This is a genomic window from Amycolatopsis sp. GA6-003 (assembly GCF_046267895.1).
In the GTDB taxonomy this organism is placed as follows: Bacteria; Actinomycetota; Actinomycetes; order Mycobacteriales; family Pseudonocardiaceae; genus Amycolatopsis.
Map to the genome: position 1 here is coordinate 3,579,712 of NZ_CP176499.1, position 26,819 is coordinate 3,606,530.

The 26,819-nt window shown below is 69.4% G+C and carries 29 protein-coding genes; 15 read left to right on the top strand and 14 right to left on the bottom strand.

Annotated elements, in window-relative coordinates; all coding sequences use genetic code 11:
• Positions 1-5 precede the first annotated feature (5 nt).
• The 9 genes from F9C12_RS15740 (at position 6) to F9C12_RS15780 (ending at position 8,992) form a co-directional block, all read left to right on the top strand.
• Positions 6-770: an ATP-binding cassette domain-containing protein gene (locus F9C12_RS15740; RefSeq protein ID WP_409182712.1), complete on the top strand. Its 765-nt coding sequence runs from the start codon at positions 6-8 to the stop codon at positions 768-770.
• The gene (locus F9C12_RS15745; protein WP_409182713.1) at positions 770-1,813 is read left to right on the top strand and encodes an ABC transporter permease; all 1,044 of its coding nucleotides are present in this window, start codon (positions 770-772) and stop codon (positions 1,811-1,813) included. Before F9C12_RS15740 ends, F9C12_RS15745 begins: the two co-directional genes overlap by 1 nt.
• A gap of 31 nt (positions 1,814-1,844) precedes the next feature.
• Positions 1,845-2,846, top strand: a complete 1,002-nt coding sequence (locus F9C12_RS15750) for an ABC transporter substrate-binding protein (RefSeq protein WP_409466369.1) — start codon at positions 1,845-1,847, stop codon at positions 2,844-2,846.
• Positions 2,847-2,946: 100 nt separating this feature from the next.
• Positions 2,947-3,996 (top strand): sensor histidine kinase, encoded by a 1,050-nt coding sequence (locus F9C12_RS15755; RefSeq protein ID WP_409466370.1) that lies wholly within the window; start codon positions 2,947-2,949, stop codon positions 3,994-3,996.
• On the top strand, positions 3,993-4,748 hold the full coding sequence (locus F9C12_RS15760) for a LytR/AlgR family response regulator transcription factor (protein ID WP_409466371.1): 756 nt from the start codon (positions 3,993-3,995) through the stop codon (positions 4,746-4,748). The genes F9C12_RS15755 and F9C12_RS15760 overlap by 4 nt, the downstream gene beginning before the upstream one ends.
• 127 nt (positions 4,749-4,875) lie before the next feature.
• Positions 4,876-5,226: a hypothetical protein gene (locus tag F9C12_RS15765; protein WP_409467017.1), complete on the top strand. Its 351-nt coding sequence runs from the start codon at positions 4,876-4,878 to the stop codon at positions 5,224-5,226.
• A gap of 1 nt (position 5,227) precedes the next feature.
• A complete protein-coding gene (locus tag F9C12_RS15770) occupies positions 5,228-6,940 on the top strand; it encodes a cation acetate symporter (protein WP_409182717.1) in 1,713 nt (570 codons plus the stop codon).
• 73 nt (positions 6,941-7,013) lie between these two features.
• Positions 7,014-7,364: a DUF485 domain-containing protein gene (locus F9C12_RS15775; RefSeq protein ID WP_409182718.1), complete on the top strand. Its 351-nt coding sequence runs from the start codon at positions 7,014-7,016 to the stop codon at positions 7,362-7,364.
• A complete protein-coding gene (locus tag F9C12_RS15780) occupies positions 7,361-8,992 on the top strand; it encodes a cation acetate symporter (protein WP_409182719.1) in 1,632 nt (543 codons plus the stop codon). Before F9C12_RS15775 ends, F9C12_RS15780 begins: the two co-directional genes overlap by 4 nt.
• Before the next feature lie 56 nt (positions 8,993-9,048).
• Here the strand turns inward: F9C12_RS15780 and F9C12_RS15785 are convergent, their stop codons facing one another.
• From F9C12_RS15785 to F9C12_RS15800, 4 genes are all read right to left on the bottom strand, one after another.
• The gene (locus F9C12_RS15785) at positions 9,049-9,789 is read right to left on the bottom strand and encodes an isocitrate lyase/phosphoenolpyruvate mutase family protein (RefSeq protein WP_409182720.1); all 741 of its coding nucleotides are present in this window, start codon (positions 9,787-9,789) and stop codon (positions 9,049-9,051) included.
• Positions 9,786-10,244, bottom strand: a complete 459-nt coding sequence (locus F9C12_RS15790) for a carboxymuconolactone decarboxylase family protein (protein WP_409466372.1) — start codon at positions 10,242-10,244, stop codon at positions 9,786-9,788. The genes F9C12_RS15785 and F9C12_RS15790 overlap by 4 nt, the downstream gene beginning before the upstream one ends.
• Before the next feature lie 43 nt (positions 10,245-10,287).
• On the bottom strand, positions 10,288-10,569 hold the full coding sequence (locus F9C12_RS15795) for a DUF6886 family protein (RefSeq protein WP_409466373.1): 282 nt from the start codon (positions 10,567-10,569) through the stop codon (positions 10,288-10,290).
• Positions 10,570-10,649: 80 nt separating this feature from the next.
• Positions 10,650-11,390, bottom strand: a complete 741-nt coding sequence (locus F9C12_RS15800; RefSeq protein ID WP_409466374.1) for a peptidylprolyl isomerase — start codon at positions 11,388-11,390, stop codon at positions 10,650-10,652.
• A 117-nt stretch (positions 11,391-11,507) separates the two neighbouring features.
• Between F9C12_RS15800 and F9C12_RS15805 the strand changes: the two genes are divergently transcribed.
• A complete protein-coding gene (locus tag F9C12_RS15805; protein WP_409466375.1) occupies positions 11,508-12,473 on the top strand; it encodes a trypsin-like serine peptidase in 966 nt (321 codons plus the stop codon).
• Here F9C12_RS15805 and meaB read toward each other — a convergent pair.
• Both meaB and F9C12_RS15815 read right to left on the bottom strand, forming a co-directional pair.
• The gene (gene meaB, locus F9C12_RS15810; RefSeq protein ID WP_409466376.1) at positions 12,470-13,441 is read right to left on the bottom strand and encodes a methylmalonyl Co-A mutase-associated GTPase MeaB; all 972 of its coding nucleotides are present in this window, start codon (positions 13,439-13,441) and stop codon (positions 12,470-12,472) included. The two genes, F9C12_RS15805 and meaB, sit on opposite strands and share 4 nt — an antisense overlap.
• A gap of 1 nt (position 13,442) precedes the next feature.
• Positions 13,443-14,630, bottom strand: coding sequence for an acetyl-CoA C-acetyltransferase (locus tag F9C12_RS15815; protein ID WP_009073872.1), 1,188 nt, complete (start codon positions 14,628-14,630; stop codon positions 13,443-13,445).
• Between the two features lie 140 nt (positions 14,631-14,770).
• Here F9C12_RS15815 and mce point away from each other — a divergent pair, with 140 nt between their 5' ends.
• Positions 14,771-15,235 (top strand): methylmalonyl-CoA epimerase, encoded by a 465-nt coding sequence (mce, locus tag F9C12_RS15820; RefSeq protein WP_409466377.1) that lies wholly within the window; start codon positions 14,771-14,773, stop codon positions 15,233-15,235.
• A 61-nt stretch (positions 15,236-15,296) separates the two neighbouring features.
• Here the strand turns inward: mce and F9C12_RS15825 are convergent, their stop codons facing one another.
• Both F9C12_RS15825 and F9C12_RS15830 read right to left on the bottom strand, forming a co-directional pair.
• Positions 15,297-15,890, bottom strand: a complete 594-nt coding sequence (locus F9C12_RS15825) for a TetR/AcrR family transcriptional regulator (RefSeq protein WP_409182728.1) — start codon at positions 15,888-15,890, stop codon at positions 15,297-15,299.
• Positions 15,891-15,924: 34 nt separating this feature from the next.
• Positions 15,925-16,293: an SPW repeat protein gene (locus tag F9C12_RS15830; RefSeq protein ID WP_409182729.1), complete on the bottom strand. Its 369-nt coding sequence runs from the start codon at positions 16,291-16,293 to the stop codon at positions 15,925-15,927.
• A 199-nt stretch (positions 16,294-16,492) separates the two neighbouring features.
• Here F9C12_RS15830 and ccrA point away from each other — a divergent pair, with 199 nt between their 5' ends.
• From ccrA to F9C12_RS15850, 4 genes are all read left to right on the top strand, one after another.
• Positions 16,493-17,833 (top strand): crotonyl-CoA carboxylase/reductase, encoded by a 1,341-nt coding sequence (gene ccrA / locus F9C12_RS15835; protein WP_409466378.1) that lies wholly within the window; start codon positions 16,493-16,495, stop codon positions 17,831-17,833.
• Positions 17,834-17,962: 129 nt separating this feature from the next.
• The gene (locus tag F9C12_RS15840; protein ID WP_409467018.1) at positions 17,963-19,276 is read left to right on the top strand and encodes a chromosome segregation protein; all 1,314 of its coding nucleotides are present in this window, start codon (positions 17,963-17,965) and stop codon (positions 19,274-19,276) included.
• Positions 19,277-19,333: 57 nt separating this feature from the next.
• A complete protein-coding gene (locus F9C12_RS15845; RefSeq protein ID WP_409182731.1) occupies positions 19,334-19,783 on the top strand; it encodes a universal stress protein in 450 nt (149 codons plus the stop codon).
• Between the two features lie 4 nt (positions 19,784-19,787).
• A complete protein-coding gene (locus tag F9C12_RS15850; RefSeq protein WP_409182732.1) occupies positions 19,788-20,894 on the top strand; it encodes an adenylate/guanylate cyclase domain-containing protein in 1,107 nt (368 codons plus the stop codon).
• 222 nt (positions 20,895-21,116) lie between these two features.
• On the opposite strand, the gene paaE is transcribed toward F9C12_RS15850, so the two are convergent.
• The 6 genes from paaE to paaZ are packed head-to-tail and all read right to left on the bottom strand — an operon-like array spanning position 21,117 to position 26,782.
• Positions 21,117-22,193 (bottom strand): 1,2-phenylacetyl-CoA epoxidase subunit PaaE, encoded by a 1,077-nt coding sequence (gene paaE, locus F9C12_RS15855; protein WP_409182733.1) that lies wholly within the window; start codon positions 22,191-22,193, stop codon positions 21,117-21,119.
• Positions 22,194-22,682: a 1,2-phenylacetyl-CoA epoxidase subunit PaaD gene (gene paaD, locus F9C12_RS15860; protein ID WP_409182734.1), complete on the bottom strand. Its 489-nt coding sequence runs from the start codon at positions 22,680-22,682 to the stop codon at positions 22,194-22,196. It lies immediately after the preceding gene.
• On the bottom strand, positions 22,676-23,533 hold the full coding sequence (gene paaC, locus F9C12_RS15865; protein WP_409466379.1) for a 1,2-phenylacetyl-CoA epoxidase subunit PaaC: 858 nt from the start codon (positions 23,531-23,533) through the stop codon (positions 22,676-22,678). The genes paaD and paaC overlap by 7 nt, the downstream gene beginning before the upstream one ends.
• An 8-nt stretch (positions 23,534-23,541) precedes the next feature.
• The gene (paaB, locus tag F9C12_RS15870) at positions 23,542-23,826 is read right to left on the bottom strand and encodes a 1,2-phenylacetyl-CoA epoxidase subunit PaaB (protein ID WP_009073848.1); all 285 of its coding nucleotides are present in this window, start codon (positions 23,824-23,826) and stop codon (positions 23,542-23,544) included.
• Complete coding sequence (gene paaA / locus F9C12_RS15875; RefSeq protein ID WP_409182736.1) at positions 23,823-24,758, bottom strand: 1,2-phenylacetyl-CoA epoxidase subunit PaaA; 936 nt, start codon at positions 24,756-24,758, stop codon at positions 23,823-23,825. The genes paaB and paaA overlap by 4 nt, the downstream gene beginning before the upstream one ends.
• The gene (paaZ, locus tag F9C12_RS15880) at positions 24,755-26,782 is read right to left on the bottom strand and encodes a phenylacetic acid degradation bifunctional protein PaaZ (RefSeq protein ID WP_409466380.1); all 2,028 of its coding nucleotides are present in this window, start codon (positions 26,780-26,782) and stop codon (positions 24,755-24,757) included. Before paaZ ends, paaA begins: the two co-directional genes overlap by 4 nt.
• Positions 26,783-26,819 lie beyond the last annotated feature (37 nt).

Consider the following 26,819-nt stretch of genomic DNA (forward strand, 5'->3'; position numbering starts at 1 on the left):
CGCCGATGAGCGAGATCCTGCTCGAAGCGGTGGACCTGACCAAGCACTACGGATCGGTGGAAGCCTTGGGCGGCGCGTCTTTCCAGGCGCGCGCGGGCGAGGTGACCGCACTGATCGGCGACAACGGCGCGGGCAAGTCCACGCTCGTGAAGTGCCTGTCCGGGGCCGAACAGCCGACGTCGGGCCGGATCTTGCTCGAAGGCACGGAAGTCCGCCTGGACTCGCCGGTGGCCGCGCGCCGGCTCGGCATCGAGACGGTGTACCAGGATCTCGCCGTCGCGCCGGACCTCGACCCGGCGGCGAATCTGTTCCTCGGCCGGGAAATCCCGCGCAAGGGCCTGCTGGGCAAGCTCGGCATGCTCGACAAGGCGGAAATGCGCCGGCAGGCGGTCGCCGAGTTCGAGAAGCTCGGCGTCAAGCTGCAGAGCACCGAGGTGCCGATCGGCTCCCTGTCCGGCGGGCAGCGGCAAAGCGTCGCGGTGGCCCGGTCGGTGGCGTGGGCGTCGAAGGTCGTGTTCATGGACGAACCGACCGCGGCGCTGGGCGTGCGGCAGCGCGGACGGGTGCTGGACGTGATCAAGAAAGTCCGGGACAAGGGCATCGCGGTGGTGCTGATCAGCCACAACATGCCCGACGTGCTTTCGGTGGCGGACCGGGTCGAGGTGCTGCTGCAGGGCAGGCGCGTCGCCCGGTTCGCCGGCGCGGACACGAAACTCGAGGACCTGGTCGCGGCGATGACCGGCTCGCTGGTCCAGGAGGAGGCGGCCTGATGAGCACCCCGGTGAAGGACATTCAGACCACTGTGGACGGCGAGTTCGTCAAGCCGCCGCTGGGGAAACGGCTCGTCGGGGCCAACACGTTCTGGATCGCGCTCGTGCTGGTCGCGCTGATCGCGGTGTTCACCGCCATCGCGCCCGCCGAGTTCGCGACCCTGTTCACCTTCCAGACGCTGCTGATCGAAACGTCCGTGCTGCTGGTGCTTTCGGTCGGCATGACGTTCGTGATCATCACCTCCGGCATCGACCTGTCCGTCGGATCGGTGCTGATCTTCGCCGGGATGGTCGCGGGCAAGACCATGGAAGCGCTCAGCGGCGGCGACGCCTCGCACGCGGGCTGGGGCGTGATCACCGCCGGGCTGGTCGCGGCGGTGCTGGCGGGGGCGGTCTGGGGCCTGATCAACGGATTCCTCATCGCCGTGGCGGGCATCCCGCCGCTGATCGTCACGCTCGGCACCATGGGCGCCGCGCTCGGCGTGTCGCTGCTGCTCAACAGCGGATCGGACGTGCGCAGCGTGCCGGCCGAACTGAACAAGGTCCTCGGGTACGGCACGTCGTTCGGCGGGATCCCGAACCTCGTGCTGGTGGCCGTGGTGATCACGCTGATCGGCTCCTGGCTGCTGCACACCACGCGGTTCGGCCGCTACACGTTCGCCGTCGGTTCGAACGCCGAGGCGGCGCGCCGGGCGGGCATCGGCGTGACCGCGCACCTGCTGAAGGTGTACCTGCTCACCGGTTTCCTCGCCGGGGTCGCGGGTTTCATGTCGCTCGCCTACTACGCGTCGACCACGATTTCCGCGCACACCAACGACAATCTCAACTCCATCTCCGCGACGGTGATGGGCGGCACGAGCCTCTTCGGCGGCGTCGGCTCGATGCTGGGCACGGTGATCGGGGTGTTCATCCCGGCGGTGCTGCGGAAGGGCTTCAACATCACGCACGTGCAGGACTACTGGCAGTACATCGCGGTCGGCGCGGTCCTGGTCGCGGCGGTGTGGTTCGACCAGCGCCACCGGCGCAAACGCAACTCCCGCTGAATCGGTCCCCGAGTACAAAGAGGTGCTTACGATGAAATTCAGCAAAACCGTCCTCGCCGCGGGGACCCTCGCGTCCGCGGCGATGCTGGTGGCCGCGTGCGGCGCCGGGCAGGTGGGGCAGAGCGGGTCCGGGGACAAACCCGGCGGCAACTCCGCGAACAGCAAGAAGCTCGCGCTGGTGCCGGGCGTGCAAGCAGAGCCGTTCTACATCTCGATGCAGTGCGGCGCGCAGGAAGAAGCGAAGAAGCTCGGCTACGAACTGACCGTGCAGGCACCGCAGAAATTCGACGCGGCGATGCAGACGTCGATCGTCAACGCGATGGGGTCCAACCCTCCCGCCGCGCTGCTCATCGCCCCGACCGACGACCAGGCCATGTTCGCGCCGATCCAGCAGGTGAAGAACCGCGGCGCGAAGATCGTCGAGGTCGACACGTCGCTCAAGGACAAGAGCGTCGCGGTGTCGTCGGTTTCCTCGGACAACGCCGAGGGCGGCAAGCTGGCCGCGCAGACCATGGCGAAGCTGGTCGGCGACAAGCCGGGTTCGGTGCTGGTCCTCGACACCATCGCGGGCACGTCCACCACGGCCGCCCGGGCGAAGGGCTTCGAGGACGAGTTGAAGAACCACCCGAACCTCAAGTCGGTGGGCGTCCAGTTCACCCAGAACGAACCGGAGCAGGCCGCGTCGAAGGTGACCGCGGCGCTCGTCTCGACGCCGGACCTCGTCGGGATTTTCGCCACCAACCTCAACACCGGCGAGGGCGCGGCGACCGGCCTGCGCAACGCGGGCAAGATCGGCAAGGTCAACCTGGTCGGGTTCGACGCCAGCCCGTCCGAAGTGGACGGTCTGAAGAAGGGCGAGTACCAGGCGCTCATCGCGCAGGACCCGGCGCAGATCGGCACCAAGGGCGTCGACCAGGCGGTGGCCGCGCACGAGGGCAAGCCGAACGAGCGGAACCTGACCGCGCAGCTGCACTCGATCACCAAGGACGACCTGGACGCCAACTCGAAGTACTTCTACAAGCAGAGCTGCTGACCGCTGGTCCGGCCGAAGGGGACTTTTCGCGCGGAAAGTCCCCTTCGCCATGTTACGGGCTAGGATCTACTCCCCCAGGTACCTGAGGGGAGGCTCGTCGATGACCGAAAGTGCCCGGCTGCGGTGGCGCTCCCGCCCGGACGCCGTCGGCGTGCTCGGCGCGGCGCGGAAAGTCTCCGACGACCTGAAGGACGGCCTGTCCGGGGTCCGCGCGCGACGCGCCGCCCACGGTCTGCGGCGGCTGTTCGACGTCCCCGGGCTGGGGCTCTCCGACCTGTCCGGCACCCTGATGTGGTCCGGCCGCCCTGGCGCCGACGACGCGGTGTCCCAGATCCTGGACGACGTGCTGCACCGGGAAGAGCCGATCACCTCGCGTGGCGTGACCGCGGTTCCGCTGCACGTCCACGACGAACTGGTGGGTGCGTTGCTGCTGGTCGGCGAGGTTTCCAGCGGGGTGCCCCGGCAAGCCGCGGACCTGGTCGTGCAGGCTCTGGAGCGCGGTCGGCTCGAAGCGTCGGCGGACCAGGCCGCGCAAGCCGAACTCCGGGCGCTGCGCGCGGAGATGTCGCCGCATTTCGTCTACAACGCCCTGACCGTGATCGCCTCGTTCGTCCGATCGGAACCGGACCGCGCCCGCGACCTGATGCTCGATTTCGCCGACTACACCCGCTACAGCCTGTCGAGGCACGGCGAGTACACCGTCGTCGCCGAGGAGTTCCGCGCGGTGGAAACGTATCTCGCGCTGCAGCGGGCGGTGCTGGGCGAAAGACTGAAGGTGCAGGTGCGGGTCGCGCCGGAAGTGCTTGCGGTGGCGGTGCCGTACCTGGTACTCGAACCCCTCGTGGAAAACGCGATCCGGCACGGCATCGAGCCGCGGTCGGGCACCGGGCTCGTCCAGGTGCACGGACAGGCGGAAGGGAACGACTGCGTGATCAGCGTCGAGGACGACGGGGTCGGCATGGAGCCCGAGCGCGCCGCGGCCATCCTCGCGGGCAGCGGCGACGGCACCGGGCTCGGACTGGCCAATGTGGACAGACGATTGCGCACCGTGTACGGGGCCTGGTACGGGCTGACGGTGGAAACGGCGGTCGGCGAGGGCACCCGGGTCGTCCTGCGCGTGCCGCGGTTCCAGCCGGGGGTGCTGCCGTGAGCGGGCTGCGGGTGCTGGCGGTCGACGACCTCGCGCCGGCCCTGGCCGAACTGTGCCGGATGCTGCGGGAGGCGCCGGAAGTCGGCGAGGTCGTCGGCGCGAGCGATGCGTTGAAGGCGTTGAAACTGTTGCAGGCAGACCATTTCGACGCGGTTTTCCTCGACATTTCCATGCCTGGCCTGGACGGGCTGGAACTCGCGTCGCTGCTGGCGAAACTGTCCGAACCGCCGGTGATCGTGTTCGTCACCGCGCACGACGGGCACGCGGTGACCGCGTACGGCATCGGCGCGGTGGACTACCTGCTCAAACCGGTGCGCACGGAACGCCTTTCCGCCGCGTTGGCGAAGGTGACCCGGTTGGCGCCAAGCGGTGTTCGGCGGTCCACGCCGGACGCGATGGCCGCGCTGCCGGTCGATTCCGGCGGCCGCACGCGGTACGTCCGCCGCGACGACGTGCTGTTCGCCGAAGCCAACGGCGATTACGTCCGGCTCCACACCCGCAACGGCGTGCATCCGGTGCGAATGCCGATCTCGCGGCTCGAGGAATATTGGGAGGGCACCGGTTTTACCCGGGTGCACCGCGGGTTTTTGCTCGCGGTGAGCGCGGTGCTGGAGCTGCGGAGCGACACGACGGGCGGGCTGCTGGCGCACACCGAGGCCGGTGATGTGCCGGTGAGCCGACGGCATGCGCGCGATCTCCGGGACCGGTTGCTGGAGGCGGCGCAGCGCGGGCAGCTCGGGAGTGCCCGGTGAGCGGCGGAGCGCGGGCAGTTCGGGAGCAGCCGGGGAGCGGTGCGGTTAGGTGCCTGCTTGCGTCTCGTGAGTGGCGTTCCCGGTTAGAACCGGGATCGCCGCGCACGAGGTTTGCGCGGGCCGTCCGGTGAGCCGCACCAAACGTGTCGCCGTCACCAGTCCGCAGACCAGGCTCGCCCGGTCGCGGCGGCTCGAACGCGGCCGGTGGCGGATGCCCCGGCTGCGCGCGCCGGAAGCGGAACGCGCGGCGGTCCTGTACCGGATCCAGCGGCGTCGCGGGATTCCCGCGCTGGTGGCGATGTTCGTGCTGGTGCTGGGTTTGCCGGTGCTGTTCTCGCTCGCCCCGTCGCTCGACGCCGTGCGGCTGTGGGGAATTCCGCTGTCCTGGCTGCTGATCGCGGTCCTGCCGTACCCGGTGCTGGCCGGGCTCTCCTGGTGGCAGCTGCGCCGCGCGGAGAAGATCGAGGACGATCGGTGAGATGGACATCGCGCTCGCGGTAGCCCCGGTCGTCCTCGTCACGCTGCTCATCGGCGTGCGCGGGGTCGCCGCCATGCGCACCACCTCCGACTTCCTCGTGGCGTCCCGGCGCATCTCCCCCTTCGTCAACTCCGCCGCGGTCTCCGGCGAGTACCTCTCCGCGGCGTCGTTCCTCGGGGTCGCCGGGTTGATGGTGAAGGACGGCGTCGGCGCGCTCTGGTACCCGGTCGGCTTCACCGCGGGATACGTTGCGATGCTGGTCCTCGTCGCCGCGCCGATGCGCAGATCCGGCGCACTCACCGTCCCCGACTTCGCCGAAGCACGCCTCGCCTCCCCCGCGCTACGCCGCCTCGCCGCGGTCGTCGTGCTGGTGATCGGCACCATTTACGTAGTCCCGCAATTCCGCACCGCCGGGCTGGTGCTCACCGCGGTCGGCGGGACTCCGTACTGGGTCGGCGTGGTCATCGCGGGCACCGCGGTCAGCGTCACGCTCGCGCTCGGCGGGATGCGCGCGGCGACGTACGTCCAGGCGTTCCAGTTCTTCCTGAAACTCGTGCTGTTCCTCGTCCCCGCGTTGTGGCTGGTGCTCCAGATCGGTGCCGAAACCCGCGACGCGAGCCTTACCCCGGTCGAGTTCACCCGCTTCTCGCACGCCACCCCGGTGCAGTTCGACCACGACGTCACCCTCACCTTCCGCGAACCCACCGCGATCGAGAACCGCGGCACGGTCGCGCCCGGGCAACTGGTGGTGCACAAAGGAGAACAGCTCACCTTCGCCGCCGGGGCACAGGTCCCGGGCGTCAGCGGCGAGGTCGCGCTCGGCGGCCCGGACTGGCAACGCCCGCTGCTGGAAATCGACAAGGGCTACCCGCTGCTCGGCACCTGGGCGGTCCTCATCGCGACCGTCCTCGGCACAATGGGCCTCCCGCACGTCCTGATGCGCTTCCACACCAGCCCGGACGGCCGCGCCGCGCGCCGCACCGCTGCGATTACCGTGGCGCTGCTTGGGGTTTTCTACCTTTTCCCCGGCGTCTACGGCGTGCTCGGCCGGGTGCTCGTGCCGCAGCTGTACCTGTCCGGCAACACCGACACCGTGGTCGTCGCGCTGCCGTCGCAAGTGGATCACAGCTGGGCCGGGCAGTTGTTCACCGCGCTGCTCACCGCGGGCGCGTTCGCCGCGTTCTTGGCGACGTCGCTGGGGCTGCTGCTGGTGATGTCCGGCGCGCTCGCCTACGACCTGATGCCTGGTGGGCTGCGCCGCCTGCGGGTGACCGTCGGGTTCGCCGCGATCGCGATGGTGCTGCTCGCGCTGCCGTCCGCGCGGCTCGACGCCGGGGTGCTGGTGACGTGGGGGTTCACCGTCGCCGCCTCGACGTTCTGCCCGCTTCTCGTGCTCGGCATCTGGTGGCAGCGGCTCACCGCGGCCGGCGCGATCGCCGGGGTGCTGACCGGGCTGGCCGCCTCCTCCGGGTCGATCTTGTTCGCGCTGGCCGGACCGCCGATGCGAGGCTGGGTGGCGATCTTGGTCTCGCAACCGGCACCCTGGTCGGTACCGCTCGCGTTCGGCGTGATGATCGCGGTGTCACTGCGCGGGCGCCCACCGTCCTGGGCCGGGGCCGCGATGTTGCGGTTGCATCTCGACGAAGGCCCTTCGTCCGCTTCCGGGGACCGTTCGTCAACCGTTCGTCGTGCGGCGAGGCGTTTGAGCCGCTGACGCCTTCCCTCGCCCCGGCGTCCTCCCTACTGTGTCGCGCACCACATCCGCAGCGTCGCACAAGGGAGATCCCATGAGCGCAGGCGACCCGTCCGGCGCGCCGCCGGACCCGACCTGGGAGCAGGTGCACGACAGCGCCGAGTTCCGCCAACTCCGCGGGCGGCTCCGCCGGTTCGTCTTCCCGATGGCCGGACTCTTCCTCGCCTGGTACCTGCTCTACGTCCTGCTCGCCGACTACGCGCACGGCTTCATGAGCACGAAGATCGCCGGCAACTTCACCGTCGGCCTGCTTTTCGGGCTGCTGCAGTTCGTGTCCACGTTCCTGATCACGTGGCTGTACGTGCGCTACGCCAACAAGAAGCTCGACCCGCTGGCTGAGCGGATCAGGGACGACATCGAGAACCCGGCGAAGGAGGGGGCGTGAAGACACTCGCCGCGAGCGTCGAAGGAAGCAACCCGGCGCTCAACATCACCATCTTCGCGCTGTTCGTGGTCATCACCCTGGTGATCGTGTTCCGCGCGAGCCGCAACACGAAGACCGCGTCCGACTACTACGCGGCCGGCCGCGCGTTCACCGGCCCGCAGAACGGCATCGCGATCTCCGGCGACTACCTGTCGGCGGCGTCGTTCCTCGGCATCGCCGGCGCCATCGCGGTGTACGGCTACGACGGGTTCCTGTACTCGATCGGCTTCCTGGTGGCGTGGCTGGTCGCGCTGCTGCTGGTGGCGGAACTGCTGCGCAACACCGGCAAGTTCACCATGGGCGACGTGCTGGCGTTCCGGATGAAACAGCGTCCGGTGCGCGCGGCGGCGGCGATTTCCACGCTCGTGGTGTCGTTCTTCTACCTGCTGGCGCAGATGGCCGGCGCGGGCGGGCTGGTCGCGCTGCTGCTGGGCATCGAGGGCAAGGCCGCGCAGTCGCTGGTGATCGCGGTGGTCGGCGTGATCATGATCGCCTACGTCCTGATCGGCGGCATGAAGGGCACCACGTGGGTGCAGATCATCAAGGCGGCGCTGCTGATCGTCGGCGCGCTGGCGATGACGCTGTGGGTGCTCGGCAAGTACGGCTTCAACTTCTCCTCCCTGCTGCAGGGCGCGGTCGACAAGGCGGGCAAGGCCGGCGAAGCGCTGCTCGGGCCGGGCAAGCAGTACGGCAAGGACGGCACGACGAAGCTGGACTTCTTCTCCCTCGGCATCGCGCTGGTGCTGGGCACCGCGGGCCTGCCGCACGTGCTGATGCGCTTCTACACGGTGCCGACCGCGCGCGAGGCGCGGCGTTCGGTGGTGTGGGCGATCGTGCTGATCGGCGTGTTCTACCTGTTCACCCTGGTGCTCGGCTACGGCGCGGGCGCGCTGGTCGGACCGGACGCGATCAAGAAGGCGCCCGGCGGCGTGAACTCCGCGGCGCCGTTGCTGGCGCTGAACCTCGGCGGTCCGGTGCTGCTCGGGTTGATCTCGGCGATCGCGTTCGCCACGATCCTCGCCGTGGTGGCGGGTCTGACGATCACCGCGTCCGCCTCGTTCGCGCACGACGTCTACGCGAACGTGCTGAAGAAGGGCAAGGCCAACACCGGGTCGGAGGTCCGCGTCGCGCGGATCACCGCCGTGGTGATCGGCATCGTCGCGATTCTCGGCGGCATTCTGGCGAACGGGCAGAACGTCGCGTTCCTGGTGGCGCTGGCCTTCGCGGTGGCGGCCTCGGCGAACCTGCCGACGATTCTGTACTCGCTGTTCTGGAAACGGTTCAACACCCAGGGCGCGCTGTGGAGCATTTACGGCGGGCTGATCGTGACGATCGTGCTCATCGTGTTCTCGCCCGCCGTTTCCGGGAAGCCGGTCGACCCGAAGACCGGCAAGAGCGCGTCGATGCTGCAGGGCGTGGACTTCCACTGGTTCCCGCTCGACAACCCGGGTCTGGTGTCGATCCCGATCGCGTTCGTTCTCGGCTGGCTGGGCACGATCCTGTCGAAGGAACACGACCAGGCGAAGTTCGCCGAAATGGAAGTACGGGCACTGACCGGCGCGGGCGCGGAAAAGGCCGTGCAGCACTGATTCTCAGCGCAAGGAAACCGCTGGGCGCCGCTTTTGCCGCGGCGCCCAGCGGTTTTTCAGTACGGCAGCTTCCCCTGCGCGATCTCGCCGAGCGTGCTTTCCAGCAGGCTCCGCAGATACCGCCACAATCCCGCGCCGAGCGAAATCCGGGCTACCCCCAGTTCTGCGAGCCCGGCCAGCCCCGGACCGCCGGGAAGCGCCGAAGCGTTGACCGGACCGCCGACCTGACGGACGAATTCGGCCAGCACTTCCGGCGAACGCACGAGAATCGGGTACACGCAGTCGGCCCCGGCTTCGAGATACGCCCGCCCGCGCGCGACAGCATCGTCGAGTACTGCCTGCTCGTCCGGTGCGCCGAGGAACGAATCCACCCGGGCGTTGAGCACCAGCCCGTCGCCGGCCGCCTGCCGCAGTCCGGCGATCCGCTCGGCTTGCTCGGCCGCCGGGCGCAGCGCGCCCCGGCTGTGGTCGGTGTCCTCGATGTTGCAGCCGACCGCACCGATTTCCTTCAGCCGGGCCGCGAGTTCGGCCGGAGCCAAGCCGTACCCGGCCTCGGCGTCCACGGTCACCGGCACCGACACCGCGTCCACGATCCGCTTGGCCGCCGCGAGCATCTCGTCCGCCGCCGCCCCTTCGTGGTCGGCGTGCCCGAGCGCCGCCGCGACCGCCGCGGAACTCGTTGCCACCACGGGGAATCCGGCCGCTTCCACCGCCTTCGCGGTATCCGCGTCCCAAGCGTTCGGCAGAAGCAACGGCTTCCCGGGCACATGCAGCGCCCGCAACTGCTCGGCGCTCACTCCGCACGCTCCGGCAACTCGGCGTGACTCGTGACCATGAGCCGGTTCCAGGTGTTGATGGCGACGATGCACCACGCCAGCGCGCGGTACTGGTCCTCGGTGAACACGCGGACCGCCTCGGCGTAAACGTCTTCCGGCACGTCCTTGTGGTCCGAGATGAGCGTCATCGCCTCGGTGTACGCGAGCGCGGCGCGTTCCTGTTCGGTGAACAGGTCGGTCTCGCGCCAGCCTTCGAGCACGTAAAGCCGCCGCGGCGATTCCCCGGCCGCGACGGCCTCCGCCGCGTGCATGTCCAGGCAGTAGGCGCATCCGTTGATCTGCGACGCGCGCATCTTGACCAGCTCGATGAGCTTCACGTCGAGCCCCGCGTTCGCGCTGGCCTTCTTCACCTCGCCCTGCAAGTGGGACATCGCTTGATACAACGCGCCCGTCGCGAGCGCGATTCGCTTCGTCATGCCACCCACGCTAATCAGGATTGGCCTAACCGGGTGGTCCAGTTCAGCGTGGACGGCTTGGGCCAGTCAGGCGCGCGGCCGGGCGTTGCGGAGCCGGATCCCGCTGAACCCCGTGGTGCTGGCGGTCACCGCAGCGGTATTCGACGGCGTGGACCCGGTCGTCGCCGCCGAGAATGCGTTCCCGGTCGGCGTCCGTGGTCAGCGGCGTGGCCCACGCCATCGCCCGCGGGCACTGTCGCGGGAACCCATAATCCGGACAGCGGGCGGCGTCGACTGCCCAGACGTACCGCTGCGGTTGCCGGGCAGTCGCCGCGACGTGGGGCATGAACCGCGTGATCCCCGGGTCCGCGGAAAAGTGCAGTACCTGGCCAGGCTCTGGACGCATCCGCCCGTTGTCCCGCTCGGTCAGCGACCGCAGAACAGGCAAAGCGGCAAAACCAGCTCCAGATCCGTCTTCCGCACCGGTTTCCCGTCCACCGGCGTCTTCCCCGGCGGCGTGTCCGCGTCCGGTTCGATGCCGCCCGCCGCGACGCGGTCCAGCGTGCGCAGTCCGGCCTCGCCGACCGTGCCGAAGACCGTGTAGTTCGGCAGCAGGCTGGAATCTCCGTACACCACGAAGAACTGCGAGCCGTTCGTGTCCGGGCCGGCGTTCGCCATCGCCAGCAGGCCGCGGGCGTACGTGCGGCGCTTGCCGGTCGGGTCGGTCGGGGCGGGCGGGAGCGTCGTCGGGAGTTCGTCGCGGAACTTGTAGCCCGGCCCGCCCTCGCCGGTGCCCGACGGGTCGCCGCACTGCAGGACCTTCAGCGTCGGGTACGCGGTGAGCCGGTGGCAGGTCGTCTGGTTGTAGAAACCGTGGGCGGCCAGGTGCAGGAAGCTCTGCACGGTGCACGGGGCCTGCGCGCGGTCGAGCTTCAGCGGAAGCAGGCCCTGGTTGGAGAACACGGCGACGTCGACACTGCCGTGGTTCGGCGTGTGCTTCGGGTCGCGCGGCAGCGAAACCGGGCGCACCGCGGGATCGTCCGGAGTCGAGGTGTACTGGCACGGCCCCGACGTGACCTTCGGCGGTGCCGAGTCCGCGGCCGAAGCCGGTACCGCGACGGCGACCAGCGACAACGCGGTCAGCACGGACACGAGCAGTCTTTTCATTCCGGTTCCCTCCCAGTGCACGGAGGATCGCAGTATAGGGACGGGAAACTGCCCGCGCTTCCGGCGAAAGTCGCATCCTGACCGGTTCCTGACACCCGCGTCCTACGGTGCGGTTTCATGATCGCTTCCCTCCTCGCCGGACTGGTCGCCGGGCTGCTGGCCGTCCCCGCCGGTCCGGTGCGGCAACCGCTCGCGTCGTCCGCCGCCGAACAGCAGGCGGTGCTCGCCTACTGGACCCCGCAACGCTTGGCCGCGCTGACCGAACCGTCGTCGCAGAATCCGCCGAAGAGCGGTCCGGACGGAGCCCCGTGGCCGGATCCGCTCCCGAAGACCGTCGGCCGGCTCTTCTACACCGACCACGGCGAGGACGCGAGCTGCACGGCGACCGTCGTGCGCAGCAAGAACCGCAGCACGATCGTCACGGCCGGGCACTGCGTCAACAACACCGATCTCCTCGGCGAGCACAACGCCTGGAACGCACACGTCATGTTCGTCCCCGGCTACCGCGACGGCCAGGCGCCGTACGGGAAGTTCGCCGCCCGGTTCGGCGTCGTCGACCGCACCTGGCTCGCGAACGACCAGCAGGACGGGCGGAAATACGACACCTACGACCAAGCCTTCGCGGTCCTCGGCCCGAACGAGTCCGGACAGCTGGTGCAGGACGCGGTCGGCGCGCAGCAGATCGGTTTCGACCTTCCGGGCGCGGCGAAGGTGACCCAGTTCGGCTACCCGCGGGCGGCGTCCGATCTGGCTCGCGAAGGACTGCCGGAGTACACCGGGGCGAGGCTGGCGTATTGCACTGGCACCGCCCGGCAGTGGCCCGGCACGCCGGCGCACCCGGATTCTCCCGACCAGTGGGGCACGGCGTGCGTCATGGGCGGCGGTTCGAGCGGCGGTCCCCGGTTGCGCGACTTCGACCCGGCGACCGGTTCGGGCATTGTCGTCGGAGACAACACGCATGCGGGATTCTTTGCCGCGAACGGAAAACCGTGCACCTATGACGAGGGCTGCACTCGGTATCTGGTCGGACCGCAGTTCAGCAGCAAGGTGACCAAGCCGCTGTACGAAGCCGCGCAGCGTTAGCGCTTCAGCTCCGCGATCAACTGGTCCGCCGCCGCGAACGGGTCCAGCTCCCGGGCCACCACTCGCGCCGCCACGTCGCCCAGCCGGTCGCCGTCCCGGAGGTCCGCCAGCTCCGCGTGCAACCTCCGCAAGGCGATCGCGGCGACTTCCTCCCGGGCGCGAGCGGCGCGGCGGCGGTCCAATTCCCCGTGCGCCACAAGCCATTCGTGGTGCGTGCGCAACGCCGACACCACCTCGTCGACGCCCTCGCCCTTCGCCGCCACCGTGCGGACGATCGGCTGCCGCCAGCTCGGTCCGCGCACTTCACGACGGGCCAGGGTGATCATCTGCTTGAGGTCGTGCACCGTCGCGTCGGCGCCGTCGCGGTCGGCTTTGTTGACCACGAACACGTCCGCGATTTCCAGCACCCCGGCTTTCGCCGCCTGGATGCCGTCGCCCATGCCCGGGGCCAGCAGCACCACCGTGGTGTCGGCCAGTTTCACGACGTCCACTTCGGACTGTCCAACCCCGACAGTCTCGATCAGCACCACGTCGAACCCGGCGGCGTCCAGCACCCGCACCGCCTGCGGGGTCGCCCAGGACAGGCCGCCGAGGTGCCCCCGGGTGGCCATCGAGCGGATGAAGACCCCGGGATCGGTGGCGTGCTCGGTCATCCGGATCCGGTCGCCGAGCAAAGCCCCGCCGGAGAACGGCGACGACGGGTCGATCGCCAGCACCCCGACCCGCAATCCCTCGCCGCGCAACGCGGTGAGCAGCGCGGACGTCGACGTCGATTTCCCGACCCCAGGAGGCCCGGTGAGCCCGACGACGCGAGCCCGCCCGGTGTACGGCGTCAAAGCGCGGGCGATGTCCGCGGCTTGCGGCGACGAAGCAGTGTCCGACTCAATGAGCGAAATGAGCCGGGCGACCGCGCGCGGCTGTCCTTCCCGCGCGCGGCCGACCAGCTCGTCGAGGTCCGGGCCGGCCAACTTACGCCGACGGAACGCGGATCAGCAGCGCGTCGCCCTGGCCGCCGCCACCGCACAGCGCGGCCGCGCCGAGACCGCCGCCGCGCCGGCGCAGCTCGTGCACCAGGTGCACCGCCAGCCGCGCCCCGGACGCGCCGATCGGGTGGCCGAGCGCGATCGCGCCGCCGTTGACGTTCACCTTCGACTCGTCCAGCCCGAGCTTCTCGCTCGACACCAGGCCGACCGCGGCGAACGCCTCGTTGATCTCCACCAGGTCCAGGTCGGACACGTCCAGCTTCGCCTTCTTCAGCGCGGCGCGGATCGCGTTCGACGGCTGCTCGTGCAGGCTCGCGTCCGGACCGGCGACGACGCCGTGCGCGCCGATCTCGGCCAGCGGCGTGATGCCCAGTTCGGCCGCCTTCTCCGGGCTGGCCACGATCACCGCGGCCGCGCCGTCGGAAATCTGCGACGCCGAACCGGCGGTGATGGTGCCGTCCGAGGCGAACGCTGGACGCAGCTTCGCGAGGCTCTCGCCGGTGGTGTCCGCCCGCACGCCCTCGTCAGTGGAAAACACCACCGGGTCGCCCTTGCGCTGCGGAATCGACACCGGCGCGATCTCCTCGCGGAAGAACCCGGCCTCGATCGCGGCGGCGGCGCGCTGGTGCGAACGCGCGGAGAACGCGTCCTGCTGCTCGCGGGTCACGCCGTAGCGGCTGTTGTACTTCTCCGTCGACGAGCCCATCGCGACCTGGTCGAACGCGCAGAACAGGCCGTCGTAGGCCATGTGGTCGACCAGCGTGGTGTCGCCGTACTTGAAGCCGGAACGGGACTTCGGCAGCAGGTGCGGCGCCTGGGTCATCGACTCCTGGCCGCCCGCGACGACGAGGTCGAACTCGCCCGCGCGGATCAGCTGGTCGGCGAGCGCGATCGCGTCGAGGCCGGACAGGCAGACCTTGTTGATGGTCAGCGCCGGGACGTCCATCGGGATGCCCGCGGCGACCGCGGCCTGGCGCGCCGGGATCTGGCCCGCGCCGGCGGTGAGCACCTGGCCCATGATCGTGTACTGGACCTGGTCCGGGGAGACGCCGGCGCGCTCGAGCGCGGCCTTGATCGCGATCCCGCCCAGCTGGGCTCCCGAGAAGTCCTTCAACGAGCCGAGCAGCCGCCCGATCGGGGTACGGGCAGCGCCCAGGATCACGGAACCGGACACGTCGTCCTCCAAAGCATCGGTGCACTGGCAGTGTTCCCACGATACGGCCTGCGCGGGGTTCGCGGTGCGTCTTGATGGAGCCAGTGTGAGGGGGCGCACGCGGGGTTCCGCGAGGCCCGCCGGGGCTTATCCTCCCCGGTATGGACACCGAGCCCAGCGCATCCGTGCTCAAGCCGTTCGTGACCGCGATCGACCACGTCGGCATCGCCGTGCCCGACCTCGACGCGGCCATCGCCTTCCACCGCGACCACTTCGGCCTGGAGGTCGCGCACGAGGAGGTGAACGACGAGCAGGGCGTGCGCGAGGCGATGCTGCGCGCCCCGGGTGCCGCGGGCACCGAGACGATGATCCAGCTGCTCGCCCCGTCCCGGGACGATTCCACGATCGCCAAGTTCATCGGCCGCAACGGGCCGGGCCTGCAGCAGCTCGCACTGCGAGTGTCCGATGTGGACGCCGCCGCGGCGGCGCTGCGGGAGAAGGGGCTGCGGCTGCTGTACGACGAGGCCAAGCGCGGGACGTCGAACAGCCGGGTCAACTTCGTCCACCCGAAGGACGCGGGCGGGGTTTTGGTCGAGCTGGTGGAGCCCGCCGCCTCCGCGCACTGAATCGCGGGGGGTCGTGAGCGGCGATCGCGGTTCTAACCGGGATGAACGCTCACGAGCACCCTCACACCGCCGAAGCGGGCGGCGTCCCCTTGCCCGCCCGGGCGGACAACGCGTTCGCCACGAACGTCAGCTCGCCGTCGAACTCCGCGGGCCGGTCGTCGCCGGTGTGCCGGGCCGTCGCGTGCCGGTGGGTGACCGCGCGCGCCAAAAGGCCCGACGCGTGGTCGATGTCCGCTCCGGCGAGCCGCCCGCCGGTGGCGGCCACGATCACCGACCGCATCAGCCGGACCAGTTGCTGGAAGCGTTCGGACAGCGCGTCGCGGACCACGTGGTGGGTGTCGGCCTCGCGCCACAGCAGGTGCGAGAGCCCGAGCGAACCGGTGAACCGGCGGTCGAGTTCGCCGACCAGTCTGCGCAGGGAACCCGCCAGGTCGCCCGGAACGACGACCGCGGCGGGTTCGATGCGTTCGTCCGGCAGCCGGTCGACCAAGGCGGCCAGCAGGTCGGACTTGCGGCGGAAGTAATAGTGGACCAGGCCCTTCGGGACCCCGGCGCGCTCCGCGATGCGGGACGTCGGGGTCGCTTCGAAGCCGGACTCGGCGAACAGCTCCTCCGCCGCGCACAGGATCCGTTCTTTCGCCGAGTCGTCGGTCATGTCCGCCTTCCTCGTCAGGGCTCCGCTGCCCCGATCAGTGCTGGCCAGCCATCCGGTGCGCGGCGTTGGCCTCCGGCATCGCGGCCGCGCCGGCGATGATCGTCAGCGCACCGGCCACCCAGGACGTCCACGACGCCCCGTTGAGTTCCGTGTACCCCATCACCCACGGCGCGATGAACAGCAACGCGCCGAGGACGATCTGCACGCCCTCGCCGTAAACCATGCTCGGCGCCGCGAGCGACACCAGGCCGTCGATCGCGATCAGCGCGCCGAGGATCACCATCGTCCACACCATCGTGGTGTTCGTGCTCAGCCAAAGGGGTGAAAGAGCGGCGACAACACCGATGACGACCTCGGCCCAGTCGTAGGGCCGCGTCCAGGCGCGCGTCGAGACTTCACTCATTCGTGCTCACCTCCGCCGGAAAAGAGCCGTTCAGGGAGATTTCCCACTCCCGACTATGCGCCTTGACTGGCCAGCCGGTCAAGATTCGTGCGTCACACTTCGACTCGTGTACGGGGTGTCTGTCTCGTACAGTGAGGCCCCCGGTTACCGACGAGTAATTTCGTCCTGTCGCGCCGCGACCGACCCCTGGAGGTTCCCGATGACGCACCTCGACGAGATCCAGCAGGCGATCTTGAACGGCCGCCTCGACGCGATCGCCGAGCTGCCCGTGCCCGAGAGCTACCGGGGCGTCACCGTGCACGCCGACGAGGTCGACATGTTCGAGGGCCTGGAAAGCCGGGACAAGGACCCGCGCCGTTCGCTGCACGTGGACGAGGTGCCGACGCCGGAGCTGGGTCCGGGCGAGGCGCTGGTCGCGGTGATGGCCAGCGCGATCAACTACAACACCGTGTGGACGTCGATCTTCGAGCCGATCCCGACGTTCAAGTTCCTGCGCAAGTACGGCAAGCTCTCGCCGCTGGCCAAGCGGCACGACCTGCCGTATCACGTGGTCGGCTCCGATCTGTCCGGCGTGGTGCTGCGCACCGGTGCGGGCGTGCACAACTGGAAGCCGGGCGACGAGGTCGTCGCGCACTGCCTGAACGTCGAGCTGGAGGGCCCGGACGGGCACAACGACACGATGCTCGACACCGAGCAGCGGATCTGGGGCTTCGAGACGAACTTCGGCGGGCTCGCCGAGATCGCGCTGGTCAAGGCGAACCAGCTGATGCCGAAGCCGGGGCACCTGACCTGGGAGGAAGCCGCCTCCCCCGGGCTGGTGAACTCGACCGCGTACCGGCAGCTGGTGTCGCGCAACGGCGCGGACATGAAGCAGGGCGACGTCGTGCTGATCTGGGGCGCGTCGGGCGGTCTGGGCTCGTACGCGACGCAGTACGCGCTCAACGGCGGCGCGATCCCGGTGTGCGTCGTGTCCAGCCCGGAGAAGGCGGAGATCTGCCGGAAGCTGGGCGCGGAGCTGATCATCGACCGCACCGCCGAGGGCTACCAGTTCTGGAAGAACGAGAACGAGCAAGACCCGAAGGAATGGCAGCGGTTCGGCGCGAAGATCCGCGAGCTGACCGGCGGCGAGGATCCGGACATCGTGTTCGAGCACCCGGGCCGCGAGACCTTCGGCGCGTCCGTGTACGCGGCGCGCAAGGGCGGCACCATCGTCACCTGTGCGTCCACGTCCGGGTATATGCACCAGTACGACAACCGGTACCTGTGGATGAACCTGAAGCGGATCATCGGCTCGCACTTCGCGAACTACCGCGAATCGTGGGAGGCCAACCGGCTGATCGCGAAGGGCCTCATCCACCCGACGCTGTCGAAGACGTACTCGCTCGAGGAAACCGGCCAGGCCGCCCTTGACGTGCACCGCAACGCGCACCAGGGCAAGGTCGGCGTGCTCGCGCTGGCCCCCGAGGAAGGGCTCGGCGTGCGCGACGAGGAGCTGCGCGCGAAGCACCTCGACGGCATCAACGCCTTCCGCGGGGCGTGAGGGCAGACCACCTGCCTCTTCGGTCCGGCCGCTCGCCGCACGAGCGGCCGGACCCCGTGGGTGCTCACCCGTCCGTGACCGCGGAGCGACTACGGTGGTGTCATGAGTCTTGGCGATGAACGCGAACTCGTGCCGCTGGGAGCCGGCTTCGACGTAGCGAAGCGGGGATACAGCCGGGCCCAGGTCGACGAACACCTGGAACGGCTCGACGGCGACCTGAAGATGCTCACCGCCGACCGCGACGCCGCCATCGCCCAAGCCGGCGATCTGGCCCGGCAGCTGGAGGTCGCGCGCGGCGAGATCGCCGACCTGCGCGGTCAGGTCGACCGGCTCGCGCAGCCGCCGACGAGCGTCGAGGGCCTGTCCGAGCGCCTCCAGCGGATGCTGCGGCTGGCGCAGGACGAGGCCGCGGACACCCGCGCCAGGGCCGAGGCCGAGGCGGGCCACATCCGGGCCAAGGCGGAGACCGACGCCAGCGCCATGCGCGCCCGGTACGAGCAGCTGCTCACCGAGCTGGACCTGCGCCGCAAGGAGATGGAAGCCGAGCACCGCAAGGTGCTCGAGGACGCGCGCACCGAGGCCAAGCGGATCACCGACGAGGCCGAGGCCGAGCGCAAGAAGCTCGACGCGGAGTCCGAGGCCCGCCGCACGCAGGTCGAGGAGGACTTCGAGATCGCCATGGCCACGCGCCGGGCCGAGGCGATGCGCGTGCTGGCCGAGCAGGAGGCGGCCAGCAAGGCCGAAGCCGAGCGCCGGGTCCGCGAGGCCGCCGAGGACGCGGCCGCGATCCGGGCGAAGGTGCTGGAAGAGGAGACGGCCGCGAAGGCCGACATCGACCGCCGCCAGCGCGAATCGGTCGCCGACGCGAACAAGCGCCGTCAGGACTCGATCACCGAGGCCAACGCGCGGCTCGCGGAAGCGGCCGACGAGGCCCGCCGCCGCGTGCGCACCGCCACCGACGAGTCCAACCGCCGGATCACCCAGGCCAACGAGCGGGTCGAGGCCCTGCGCGCGGTCCGGGCGAGCCTGGCCGAGCAGGTCCGGGCGGCCCGCACCGTGCTGGCCGAGGCGCAGCACGTGCTCGGCGAGATGGACGGCGAGGTGCCCGCGGACATCAAGGCCGAGACCGCCAACGGGTCCGGGCCCAAGTCCGGAGCCAACGGCTCGCCGAGCGGCGGCAAAGCGGCCACGCCTGCCCCGCCTGCCCCGCCGCCCGCACCCGGCAAGGCGGCCCCGGGCGGCGGAGCCACGGCCGCGAAGACCGGCAAGCCCAGCACTCCGGCCGGGCAGAACTCCGCTGGTCAGAGCGGCAAGAACGCCCCGGCGGCCAGCGGGAAGCCGGTGGCGGGCGGCGATGTCGAGCAGACCGTCCGGCTGCGCACGTCCGACGTGCCCAAGCCGCAGCCGCAACCGCGTCCGGCGGGAAAACCGACTGGCGAGTAACCTTCCCCCGCGAAGGGGCCGCGCCGCCCCGCTGACCGATTCGCCGGGAGGTTGTGGATGGCTGTCTATCGGACTGTGGTGGTGGGCACGGACGGGTCCGACTCGTCCTTCGCCGCGGTGGACAAGGCCGCCGGAGTGGCTGCCGACGCGGGGGCGACGCTGGTCGTCGTCTGCGCGTACCACCCGGCCAGCCGCCAAGACGTGGAACGCGCGCAGGACGAACTGGGCGACGAGGCCTACCAGGTGGTCGGGTCCGCGCCCGCGGAGGACACGCTGCAGTCCGCCCGGGACCGCGCGGCGAAGGCCGGAGCCACGAAGATCGAAACGGTCGCCCTCGAGGGCCAGCCGGTCGACATGCTGCGGAAGGTCGTGAAGGACCGCGGGGCCGATCTGCTCGTGGTCGGCAACCGCGGCCTCAACACCCTGGCCGGGCGGATCCTGGGCTCGGTGCCGTCGGAGGTGGCCCGGAAGTCGGGCGTCGACGTGCTGATCGTGCACACCACCTGAGGCCGTGGCCGATACTTCCCGGGACCTGCAGCAGCGGCTGGAACGCGCCCTGCTGGGCGGGCCCCGCCGCTACACCCGGCTCGAAGTCGCGAAACGGGCCGGTGTGCCCGAAGAACGCTCGCGCCGGCTGTGGCGGGCCCTGGGTTTCGCCACCGTCGAGGACGACGAGGTGGTCTTCACCGACGCGGACGTCGAAGCGATGCGCATCGCCGACGGCCTGGTGAGTTCGGGCCTGGTCGCGCCGGGCATGGAAGTCGCGGTGACCCGTGCCCTCGGCCAGCATCTGTCCAGGCTGGCCGAGTGGCAGGTCCACATGCTGTGGGAACTGATCACGGAAAACCCGGAACTGGCCCGCAGCGACCGCCAGGTGACTCGGCTGGTCGAACGCCTGCTCCCCGAACTGGAGCAAGTGCAAAGCTACGTCTGGCGCCGCCACCTGGCCGCCTTCGCCGGACGCGCCTTCGCCAGCCCAGACGAGGACCTGGAAACACGCGCTCTGGTAGTCGGCTTCGTAGACATGGTCGGCTACACGCGTTTCACGAGAGAAGCAGACGAAGAAGAACTAACCCAAGTCCTGGACGGCTTCGAGTCTTTGGCGACGGAAGTCATCGCAGAACACCACGGCAGAGTAGTGAAAATGATCGGCGACGAAGTCCTCTTCGTCACCGACACCCCCGCGGACGGCGCGGAAATCGCCCTGACGCTAGCCGAACGCACCGGCGAAGACGGCGGCCTGCCCCCAGTCCGAGGCGGAATGGCGTCGGGAAGAGTCCTGTCCCGCTTCGGCGACGTCTACGGCTCCGTGGTGAACCTGGCCGCCCGGCTCACTTCAGCCGCCCGCCCCGGAACCGTGCTGGTAGACCGAGAACTGGCCGCAGAACTGGAATCACTGCCCCAGTTCGACCTACGCACCCGCCGCCCGATCGCAGTCCGCGGCTACAACCGCCTGCGCCCCTCCGCCCTGCGCCGAGCAAAAGACAAACCCACCGGCCGCTTCGCCTCTTCCCAGCAACTGGCCGCGGAAATGCTGGGCCTAGGCGACCCACCCCCGCCGGAAACCCCAGACCCAGAAGACTTCCCCACCCCACGCAAACGCCGCCGACGCCGCTAACCGTCCGCGAGACCCTAAAACCGCAGCCGCTGCACCCAAAAATCGAGGCACCCAGCCCCTCCCCCACACCCCGATACGAAGCCTCCCTGCGGTCTGGGGGTGCTTGTCAAGGCATCTTTCCCGCCTTGACAAGCACCCCCAGACCGTCAGCACAATCAAGCTTCGGGGTGCCCCACGCAACCACTAACCGGCAATGTCGCCCGCCAGGGCGACGAGCCGAAATCAAGCATCAAAATCCACAGTAACCCGCTCAGAAACCGGATGCGACTGGCAAGTCAGCACAAACCCAGCCTCCACCTCAGCCTTCTCCAACGCGAAATTCCGCCGCATCTCCACCGCCCCCTCGGTCACCCGGGCCCGGCAAGTCCCGCAAACCCCGCCCTTGCAAGCAAACGGCAAATCCGGCCGAAACCGCTGCGCCCCGTCCAACACCGACGATTCCCGAGGCAAACTCATCGTCGTAGACCGCCCGTCCAGCACCAGCGTCACCTCGGACGAAGCCCCAGCCACCGCGGGATCGACATGTTTGACCGGCTCCGGCGGCACGTCGTCCACATAGAACAGCTCCTGATGCACCCGCTCCTCCGGCACCCCCAGCGCAGCCAGAACATCCTGAGCCGAAGTCACCATCCCGAACGGCCCGCACAGCCAGAAATGATCGACATCCTCGACCGGCACGATTGATGCGAACAACGCCCGCAGCTTGTCCGCGTCCAACCGCCCCGTGAACAACTCAGCCTCACGCGGCTCCCGGGACAGCACATGCACCAGCTCCAGCCGAGCCGGATACCGATCCTTCAAATCCGCCAGCTCGTCAGCGAACATCACCGTGTCCGTCCGCCGGTTGCCGTAAAGCACAGTCACCGAAGCGTCCGGCGTAGCCAGCAGCGAAGCCGCGATCGACAACACCGGCGTAATCCCTGACCCAGCAGCGATCAGCACATGATGACCACCAGCGCCAAGATCAGGAGTAAACGACCCAGCGGGCGCGGAAACCTCGACCACATCCCCCGGCCGAACCTCATTGACCAGCCAAGACGAGAACACCCCGTCCGGCACCAGCCGCACCCCGACCCGAGGCCGCTCCCCCACCGCCGCACAGATCGAATACGACCGCCGCTCCTCCCGCCCGTCAACAACCCGGCGCAAGGTCAACGACTGCCCAGGCGCGAAGGCATACACCGAGGCCAGCTCGGCAGGCACGTCGAACGTCACGGCCACAGCGTCGTCGCAAAGCCGCTCAACCTCAGCCACCCGCAACGGATGGAACCCGGCACGGCGGGAAACGGTGGCAGTCACTCAAATCTCCTTGACGTGTTCGAACGGCTCCCAGCAAGACCGGCACCGCCGCAACGCTTTGCATGCGGTCGCACTGAACCGAGACTGCTCTTCGGTATCCATCGACCCGCACCGCGGACAAGCCACCCGTCGCACCGAAGGCCCTAGCGTCAACGGAATCGGGCCCGACCGCCGCGGCGCGGCCCCCGGCGGCGCGATCCCCGCCTCCGCCAGCTTCCGCCGCCCGTCCTCGCTGATCCAATCCGACGTCCAAGCCGGTTCCAGCACCGTACGGATATCCACCTCGGCATACCCCGCACCGCGCAGCGCATGCTCCAGGTCGTCCCGCATAGTGTCCATAGCCGGGCAACCGGTATAAGTCGGCGTAATGGAAACCGTCACCCGACCGTCCTCTTCGGACACTTCGCGCAACACGCCGAGATCCGCGAGCGTCAGCATCGGCAACTCGGGATCAGTGACCGTCGAGGCCACCGCCAGCGCGGTCACCACGACGCCCCCGGCATCGCCCGAGCCACGCTCTGCAGCTCAGCCAGCAGGAACCCCATCTGCTCGGTATGCACCCCATCGCGCCCAGTACGCCCGGAAACCCCGGCGATAGCCCCGATCTCCGGCCGCGCCAAGGTAGCCGCCGCCAACGCCTGATCCATCACCGCGTCGAACTCCGGCCGCAACGAAGCCGCGTCCACCAGCTCATCCGGATGCGTCGCGAACAGTTCCTCGACATACGGCCACACCGCGGCCAGCCCCTCGGCCATCCGCTCATGCGACAACGGCGTCCCGTCGCCCAACCGCACCAGCCACTGCGCGGCGTAATCCCGGTGATAGGCCAATTCCTTCACACCCTTGGCCGCGATAGCCGCCAGCACCGGGTCCACACTGGACTCCAGCTTCTGGAACAACGCCAGCCGCCAAGTCGAGAACACGAACAGCTGCGCGATCAGATGCCCGAAATGCCCACCGCCCAGCTCAGCCAGCCGCACGTTCCGGAACTCGTTCTCCGCGCGCAAGAACGCCAACGTGTCCTCAGAACGATCCGTGCCGTCCGCCTTGCCGGACCGGGCCAGCAGCAACCGGGCCTGGCCGAGCAGGTCGAGGGCGATGTTCGCGATCGCGACCTCGTCCTCCAGCTCCGGCGCGTTGCTCACCCACTCCTGCAACCGGTGCGAGAAGATCAACGCGTCGTCACCCAGCATCAGGCAGTACGCGGCCAGCCGCGCACCGTCCACTCCGGACGGCACCGAAGTGTCCACTCCGGACAGCGGATCGGCGAAGCCGGTACCGAAGGCCCACCGGGCGTCGTTGTCCTCGGTGATGGCTTCGTAGACGTTGTCGAAAGACATCCCAGACCTCACATGTGCGGAACGTTGTCGGGAATGTCGTAGAACGTCGGGTGCCGGTACACCTTGTCGCCGCTGGGCGCGAAGAACGGATCCTTCTCGTCCGGCGACGACGCGGTGATGTCCGAGGCGCGCACGACCCAGATCGACACCCCTTCATTGCGGCGCGTGTAGAGATCGCGCGCGTGGTGCAGCGCCATCTCGTCGTCCGCCGCGTGCAGCGAACCCACGTGCACGTGGTTCAGTCCGCGCTTCCCGCGGACGAAAACCTCGTACAACGGCCAGTCGTGCTTCATGCCGAAACCTCTTTCTTGGCCGCGTGCGCCGCGGCAGCTTCCCGAACCCAGGCACCTTCTTCGTGCGCCCGCCGCCGGTGCGCGATCCGCTGCGCGTTGCACGGCCCGTTGCCCTTGAGCACGTTCTTGAACTCGTCCCAGTCGACCGCGCCGAAGTCGTAGTGCTGGCGCTCTTCGTTCCAGCGCAGCTCCGGGTCCGGGAAGGTCACGCCGAGCGCCTCGGCCTGCGGCACGGACATGTCGACAAAGCGCTGCCGCAGCTCGTCATTGGTGTGCCGCTTGATCTTCCACGCCATCGACTGCGCGGTGTTCGGCGAATCCGCGTCCGGCGGGCCGAACATCATCAGCGACGGCCACCACCAGCGGTTCACCGCCTCCTGCACCATGTCCCGCTGCTGCTGGGTCCCGCGCATCATGGTCATCAGCAGTTCGTAGCCCTGCCGCTGGTGGAAGGACTCCTCCTTGCAGATCCGGATCATCGCCCGCGCGTACGGCCCGTACGACGACCGGCACAGCGGCACCTGGTTGCAGATCGCCGCGCCGTCCACCAGCCAGCCGATCACGCCGACGTCGGCGAAGGTCAGCGTCGGGTAGTTGAAGATCGACGAGTACTTCTGCTTGCCGTTGATCAGCTTGTCGGTGAGGTCCGCGCGGTCCGCGCCGAGCGTCGCCGCCGCGGAGTACAGGTACAGCCCGTGCCCGGCCTCGTCCTGCACCTTCGCGAGCAGGATCGCCTTGCGCCGCAACGAAGGCGCGCGCGTGATCCAGTTGCCCTCCGGCTGCATGCCGATGATTTCCGAATGCGCGTGCTGCGCGATCTGGCGGATCATCGTCTTGCGGTAGCCCTCGGGGATCCAGTCGCGCGGTTCGATGCGCTGGTCCCGTTCGATGGTGTGCTCGAACTGGGTCTCCAAATCGGCTACAGCGGTCACGGCTGCTCCTTCGAGACGAGGGTGAGCACGTCGTACTTCGCGACCGAGTCGCCGTTCTGATTGGTGACGTCGGCGTCCCAGCGGACTTCGCCGTACTCCTGGTCGATCCGCGGCGTGATCTGCTTGGCGGTCAAGGTGACCGTCAGCTGGTCGTCCACCTTCACCGGCGTGAGGAAGCGCAGGTTTTCCAGGCCGTAGTTGGCCAGCACCGGGCCCGGCTCGGGCGAGACGAACAGGCCCGCCGCGAACGAGACGACCAGGTAGCCGTGCGCCACGATGCCGCCGAACAGCGGGTTGGCCGCGGCCGCCGCTTCATCGGTGTGCGCGTAGAAGGTGTCGCCGGTGAACTCGGCGAAGTGGTCGATGTCGGCGCGGGTGACGGTGCGCGGACCGGCCACCACGGTGTCGCCGATGCTCAGCTCCGCCAGCGACTTCCGGAACGGGTGCTCGCCTTCGACGCGCGGCCCGCCCTCGACCCACCGGCCGGTGACCGTGCCGAGCACCTTCGGGCTGCCCTGCACGGCCGTGCGCTGCATGTGGTGCAGCACGCCGCGGATACCGCCCATCTCCTCGCCGCCGCCCGCGCGACCGGGGCCGCCGTGCACCAGCTGCGGCATCGGCGAACCGTGCCCGGTGGATTCCTTCGCGTCCTCGCTGTCGAGCACGAGCAGCCGGCCGTGGTACGGCGCGACGCCCAGCACGATCTCGCGGGCGAACACCGGGTCGCCGGTCACGACGGACCCGGCCAGGCTGCCACCGCCGCGCGCCGCGAACTCGATGACCTGCTTGACCGACGTGTACGGCATCAGCGTGGACACCGGGCCGAACGCCTCGACCTCGTGCGGTTCGGCGCGTTCCGGGTCCGCCTTGAGCAGGATCGGCGAGATGAACGCGCCGGTCGCCTCGTCGCCGTCCACCACGTCGACGTGCTCCGGGTCGCCGAAGACGATGCTGCCCGCGTCGAGCAGCGCCTTCAGCGAACGGCGTACTTCTTCCCTCTGCTCCAGGCTGGCCAACGCGCCCATCCGGACACCCTCGGCGCTCGGGTTGCCGACGGTCACCTTGGCGAGCCGGGCGCTGACCGCTTCGGCGACGTCGTCCAGCATCTCGGCCGGGACGAACGCGCGGCGGATCGCGGTGCACTTCTGGCCCGCCTTCACCGTCATCTCGGTGACCAGCTGCTTGACGAAGAGGTCGAACTCCGGCGTGGACGGCCGGGCGTCCGGGGCGAGGATCGAGCAGTTCAGCGAGTCGGCCTCGGCGTTGAACCGCACCGAGTTCCGCACGATCGCCGGGTGCGCGCGCAGCTTCTGCGCGGTGGACGCGGAACCGGTGAACGACACCAGGTCCTGCGCGGTGACGTGGTCGAGCAGGTCGCCGACGCTGCCCGCGACGAACTGCACCGCGCCCTCGGGCAGGATCCCGGAATCGACGATCAGCTCCACGAGCCGCGCGGTCAGGTACGCGGTCTGGCTGGCCGGTTTGATCAGGCTCGGCACGCCGGCGAGGAACGCGGGCGCGAACTTCTCCAGGGGGCCCCATACCGGGAAGTTGAAGGCGTTGATCTGGATCGCGACGCCCTGCAGCGGCGTGGCGATGTGCTGCGCGACGAACGTGCCGCCGCGGCTCAGCGGCTCAACCGCGCCCTCGACGTACACCGTGTCGTTCGGCAGCTCGCGCTTGCCCTTCGAGCCGTAGCTGAACAGGACGCCGATGCCGCCGTCGATGTCGAACTTCGAGTCGCCGAGCGTCGCGCCCGTGCGCGCCGACAGCGCGTACAGCTCTTCGCGGTGCTCGCGGAGGTGCGAGGCGAGCGCCTTCAGCAGCGCGGCCCGCTGATGGAACGTCAGCTTCCGCAGCGCCGGACCGCCGACCTTGCGGCCGTACTCGAGCGCCGCGGCGAAGTCGATCCCCTCCGACGAAATCCGGGCCACTTCCTCCCCGGTCGCCGCGTCGTGCAACGGAGCGCCCTCGCCAGGCGCCGTGTGCCATCCCCCGGAGACGTAGCTGCGGAGCAGAACCATGCCGACCCTCTCGCCGAATTACCAACCGGACGTTCAG

Bases quoted from the DNA above. Each gene is read 5' to 3' on its own strand.
- paaB (WP_009073848.1), bottom strand. From the start codon at position 23,826: ATGAAGCACGACTGGCCGTTGTACGAGGTTTTCGTCCGCGGGAAGCGC.
- paaZ (WP_409466380.1), bottom strand. From the start codon at position 26,782: ATGGTTCTGCTCCGCAGCTACGTCTCCGGGGGATGGCACACGGCGCCT.
- F9C12_RS15830 (WP_409182729.1), bottom strand. From the start codon at position 16,293: ATGAGTGAAGTCTCGACGCGCGCCTGGACGCGGCCCTACGACTGGGCC.
- ccrA (WP_409466378.1), top strand. From the start codon at position 16,493: ATGACGCACCTCGACGAGATCCAGCAGGCGATCTTGAACGGCCGCCTC.
- F9C12_RS15740 (WP_409182712.1), top strand. From the start codon at position 6: ATGAGCGAGATCCTGCTCGAAGCGGTGGACCTGACCAAGCACTACGGA.
- F9C12_RS15800 (WP_409466374.1), bottom strand. From the start codon at position 11,390: ATGAAAAGACTGCTCGTGTCCGTGCTGACCGCGTTGTCGCTGGTCGCC.
- F9C12_RS15805 (WP_409466375.1), top strand. From the start codon at position 11,508: ATGATCGCTTCCCTCCTCGCCGGACTGGTCGCCGGGCTGCTGGCCGTC.
- F9C12_RS15790 (WP_409466372.1), bottom strand. From the start codon at position 10,244: ATGACGAAGCGAATCGCGCTCGCGACGGGCGCGTTGTATCAAGCGATG.
- F9C12_RS15770 (WP_409182717.1), top strand. From the start codon at position 5,228: ATGGACATCGCGCTCGCGGTAGCCCCGGTCGTCCTCGTCACGCTGCTC.
- F9C12_RS15795 (WP_409466373.1), bottom strand. From the start codon at position 10,569: ATGCCCCACGTCGCGGCGACTGCCCGGCAACCGCAGCGGTACGTCTGG.
- F9C12_RS15775 (WP_409182718.1), top strand. From the start codon at position 7,014: ATGAGCGCAGGCGACCCGTCCGGCGCGCCGCCGGACCCGACCTGGGAG.
- F9C12_RS15755 (WP_409466370.1), top strand. From the start codon at position 2,947: ATGACCGAAAGTGCCCGGCTGCGGTGGCGCTCCCGCCCGGACGCCGTC.
- F9C12_RS15845 (WP_409182731.1), top strand. From the start codon at position 19,334: ATGGCTGTCTATCGGACTGTGGTGGTGGGCACGGACGGGTCCGACTCG.
- F9C12_RS15745 (WP_409182713.1), top strand. From the start codon at position 770: ATGAGCACCCCGGTGAAGGACATTCAGACCACTGTGGACGGCGAGTTC.
- F9C12_RS15750 (WP_409466369.1), top strand. From the start codon at position 1,845: ATGAAATTCAGCAAAACCGTCCTCGCCGCGGGGACCCTCGCGTCCGCG.
- mce (WP_409466377.1), top strand. From the start codon at position 14,771: ATGGACACCGAGCCCAGCGCATCCGTGCTCAAGCCGTTCGTGACCGCG.
- paaC (WP_409466379.1), bottom strand. From the start codon at position 23,533: ATGTCTTTCGACAACGTCTACGAAGCCATCACCGAGGACAACGACGCC.
- F9C12_RS15825 (WP_409182728.1), bottom strand. From the start codon at position 15,890: ATGACCGACGACTCGGCGAAAGAACGGATCCTGTGCGCGGCGGAGGAG.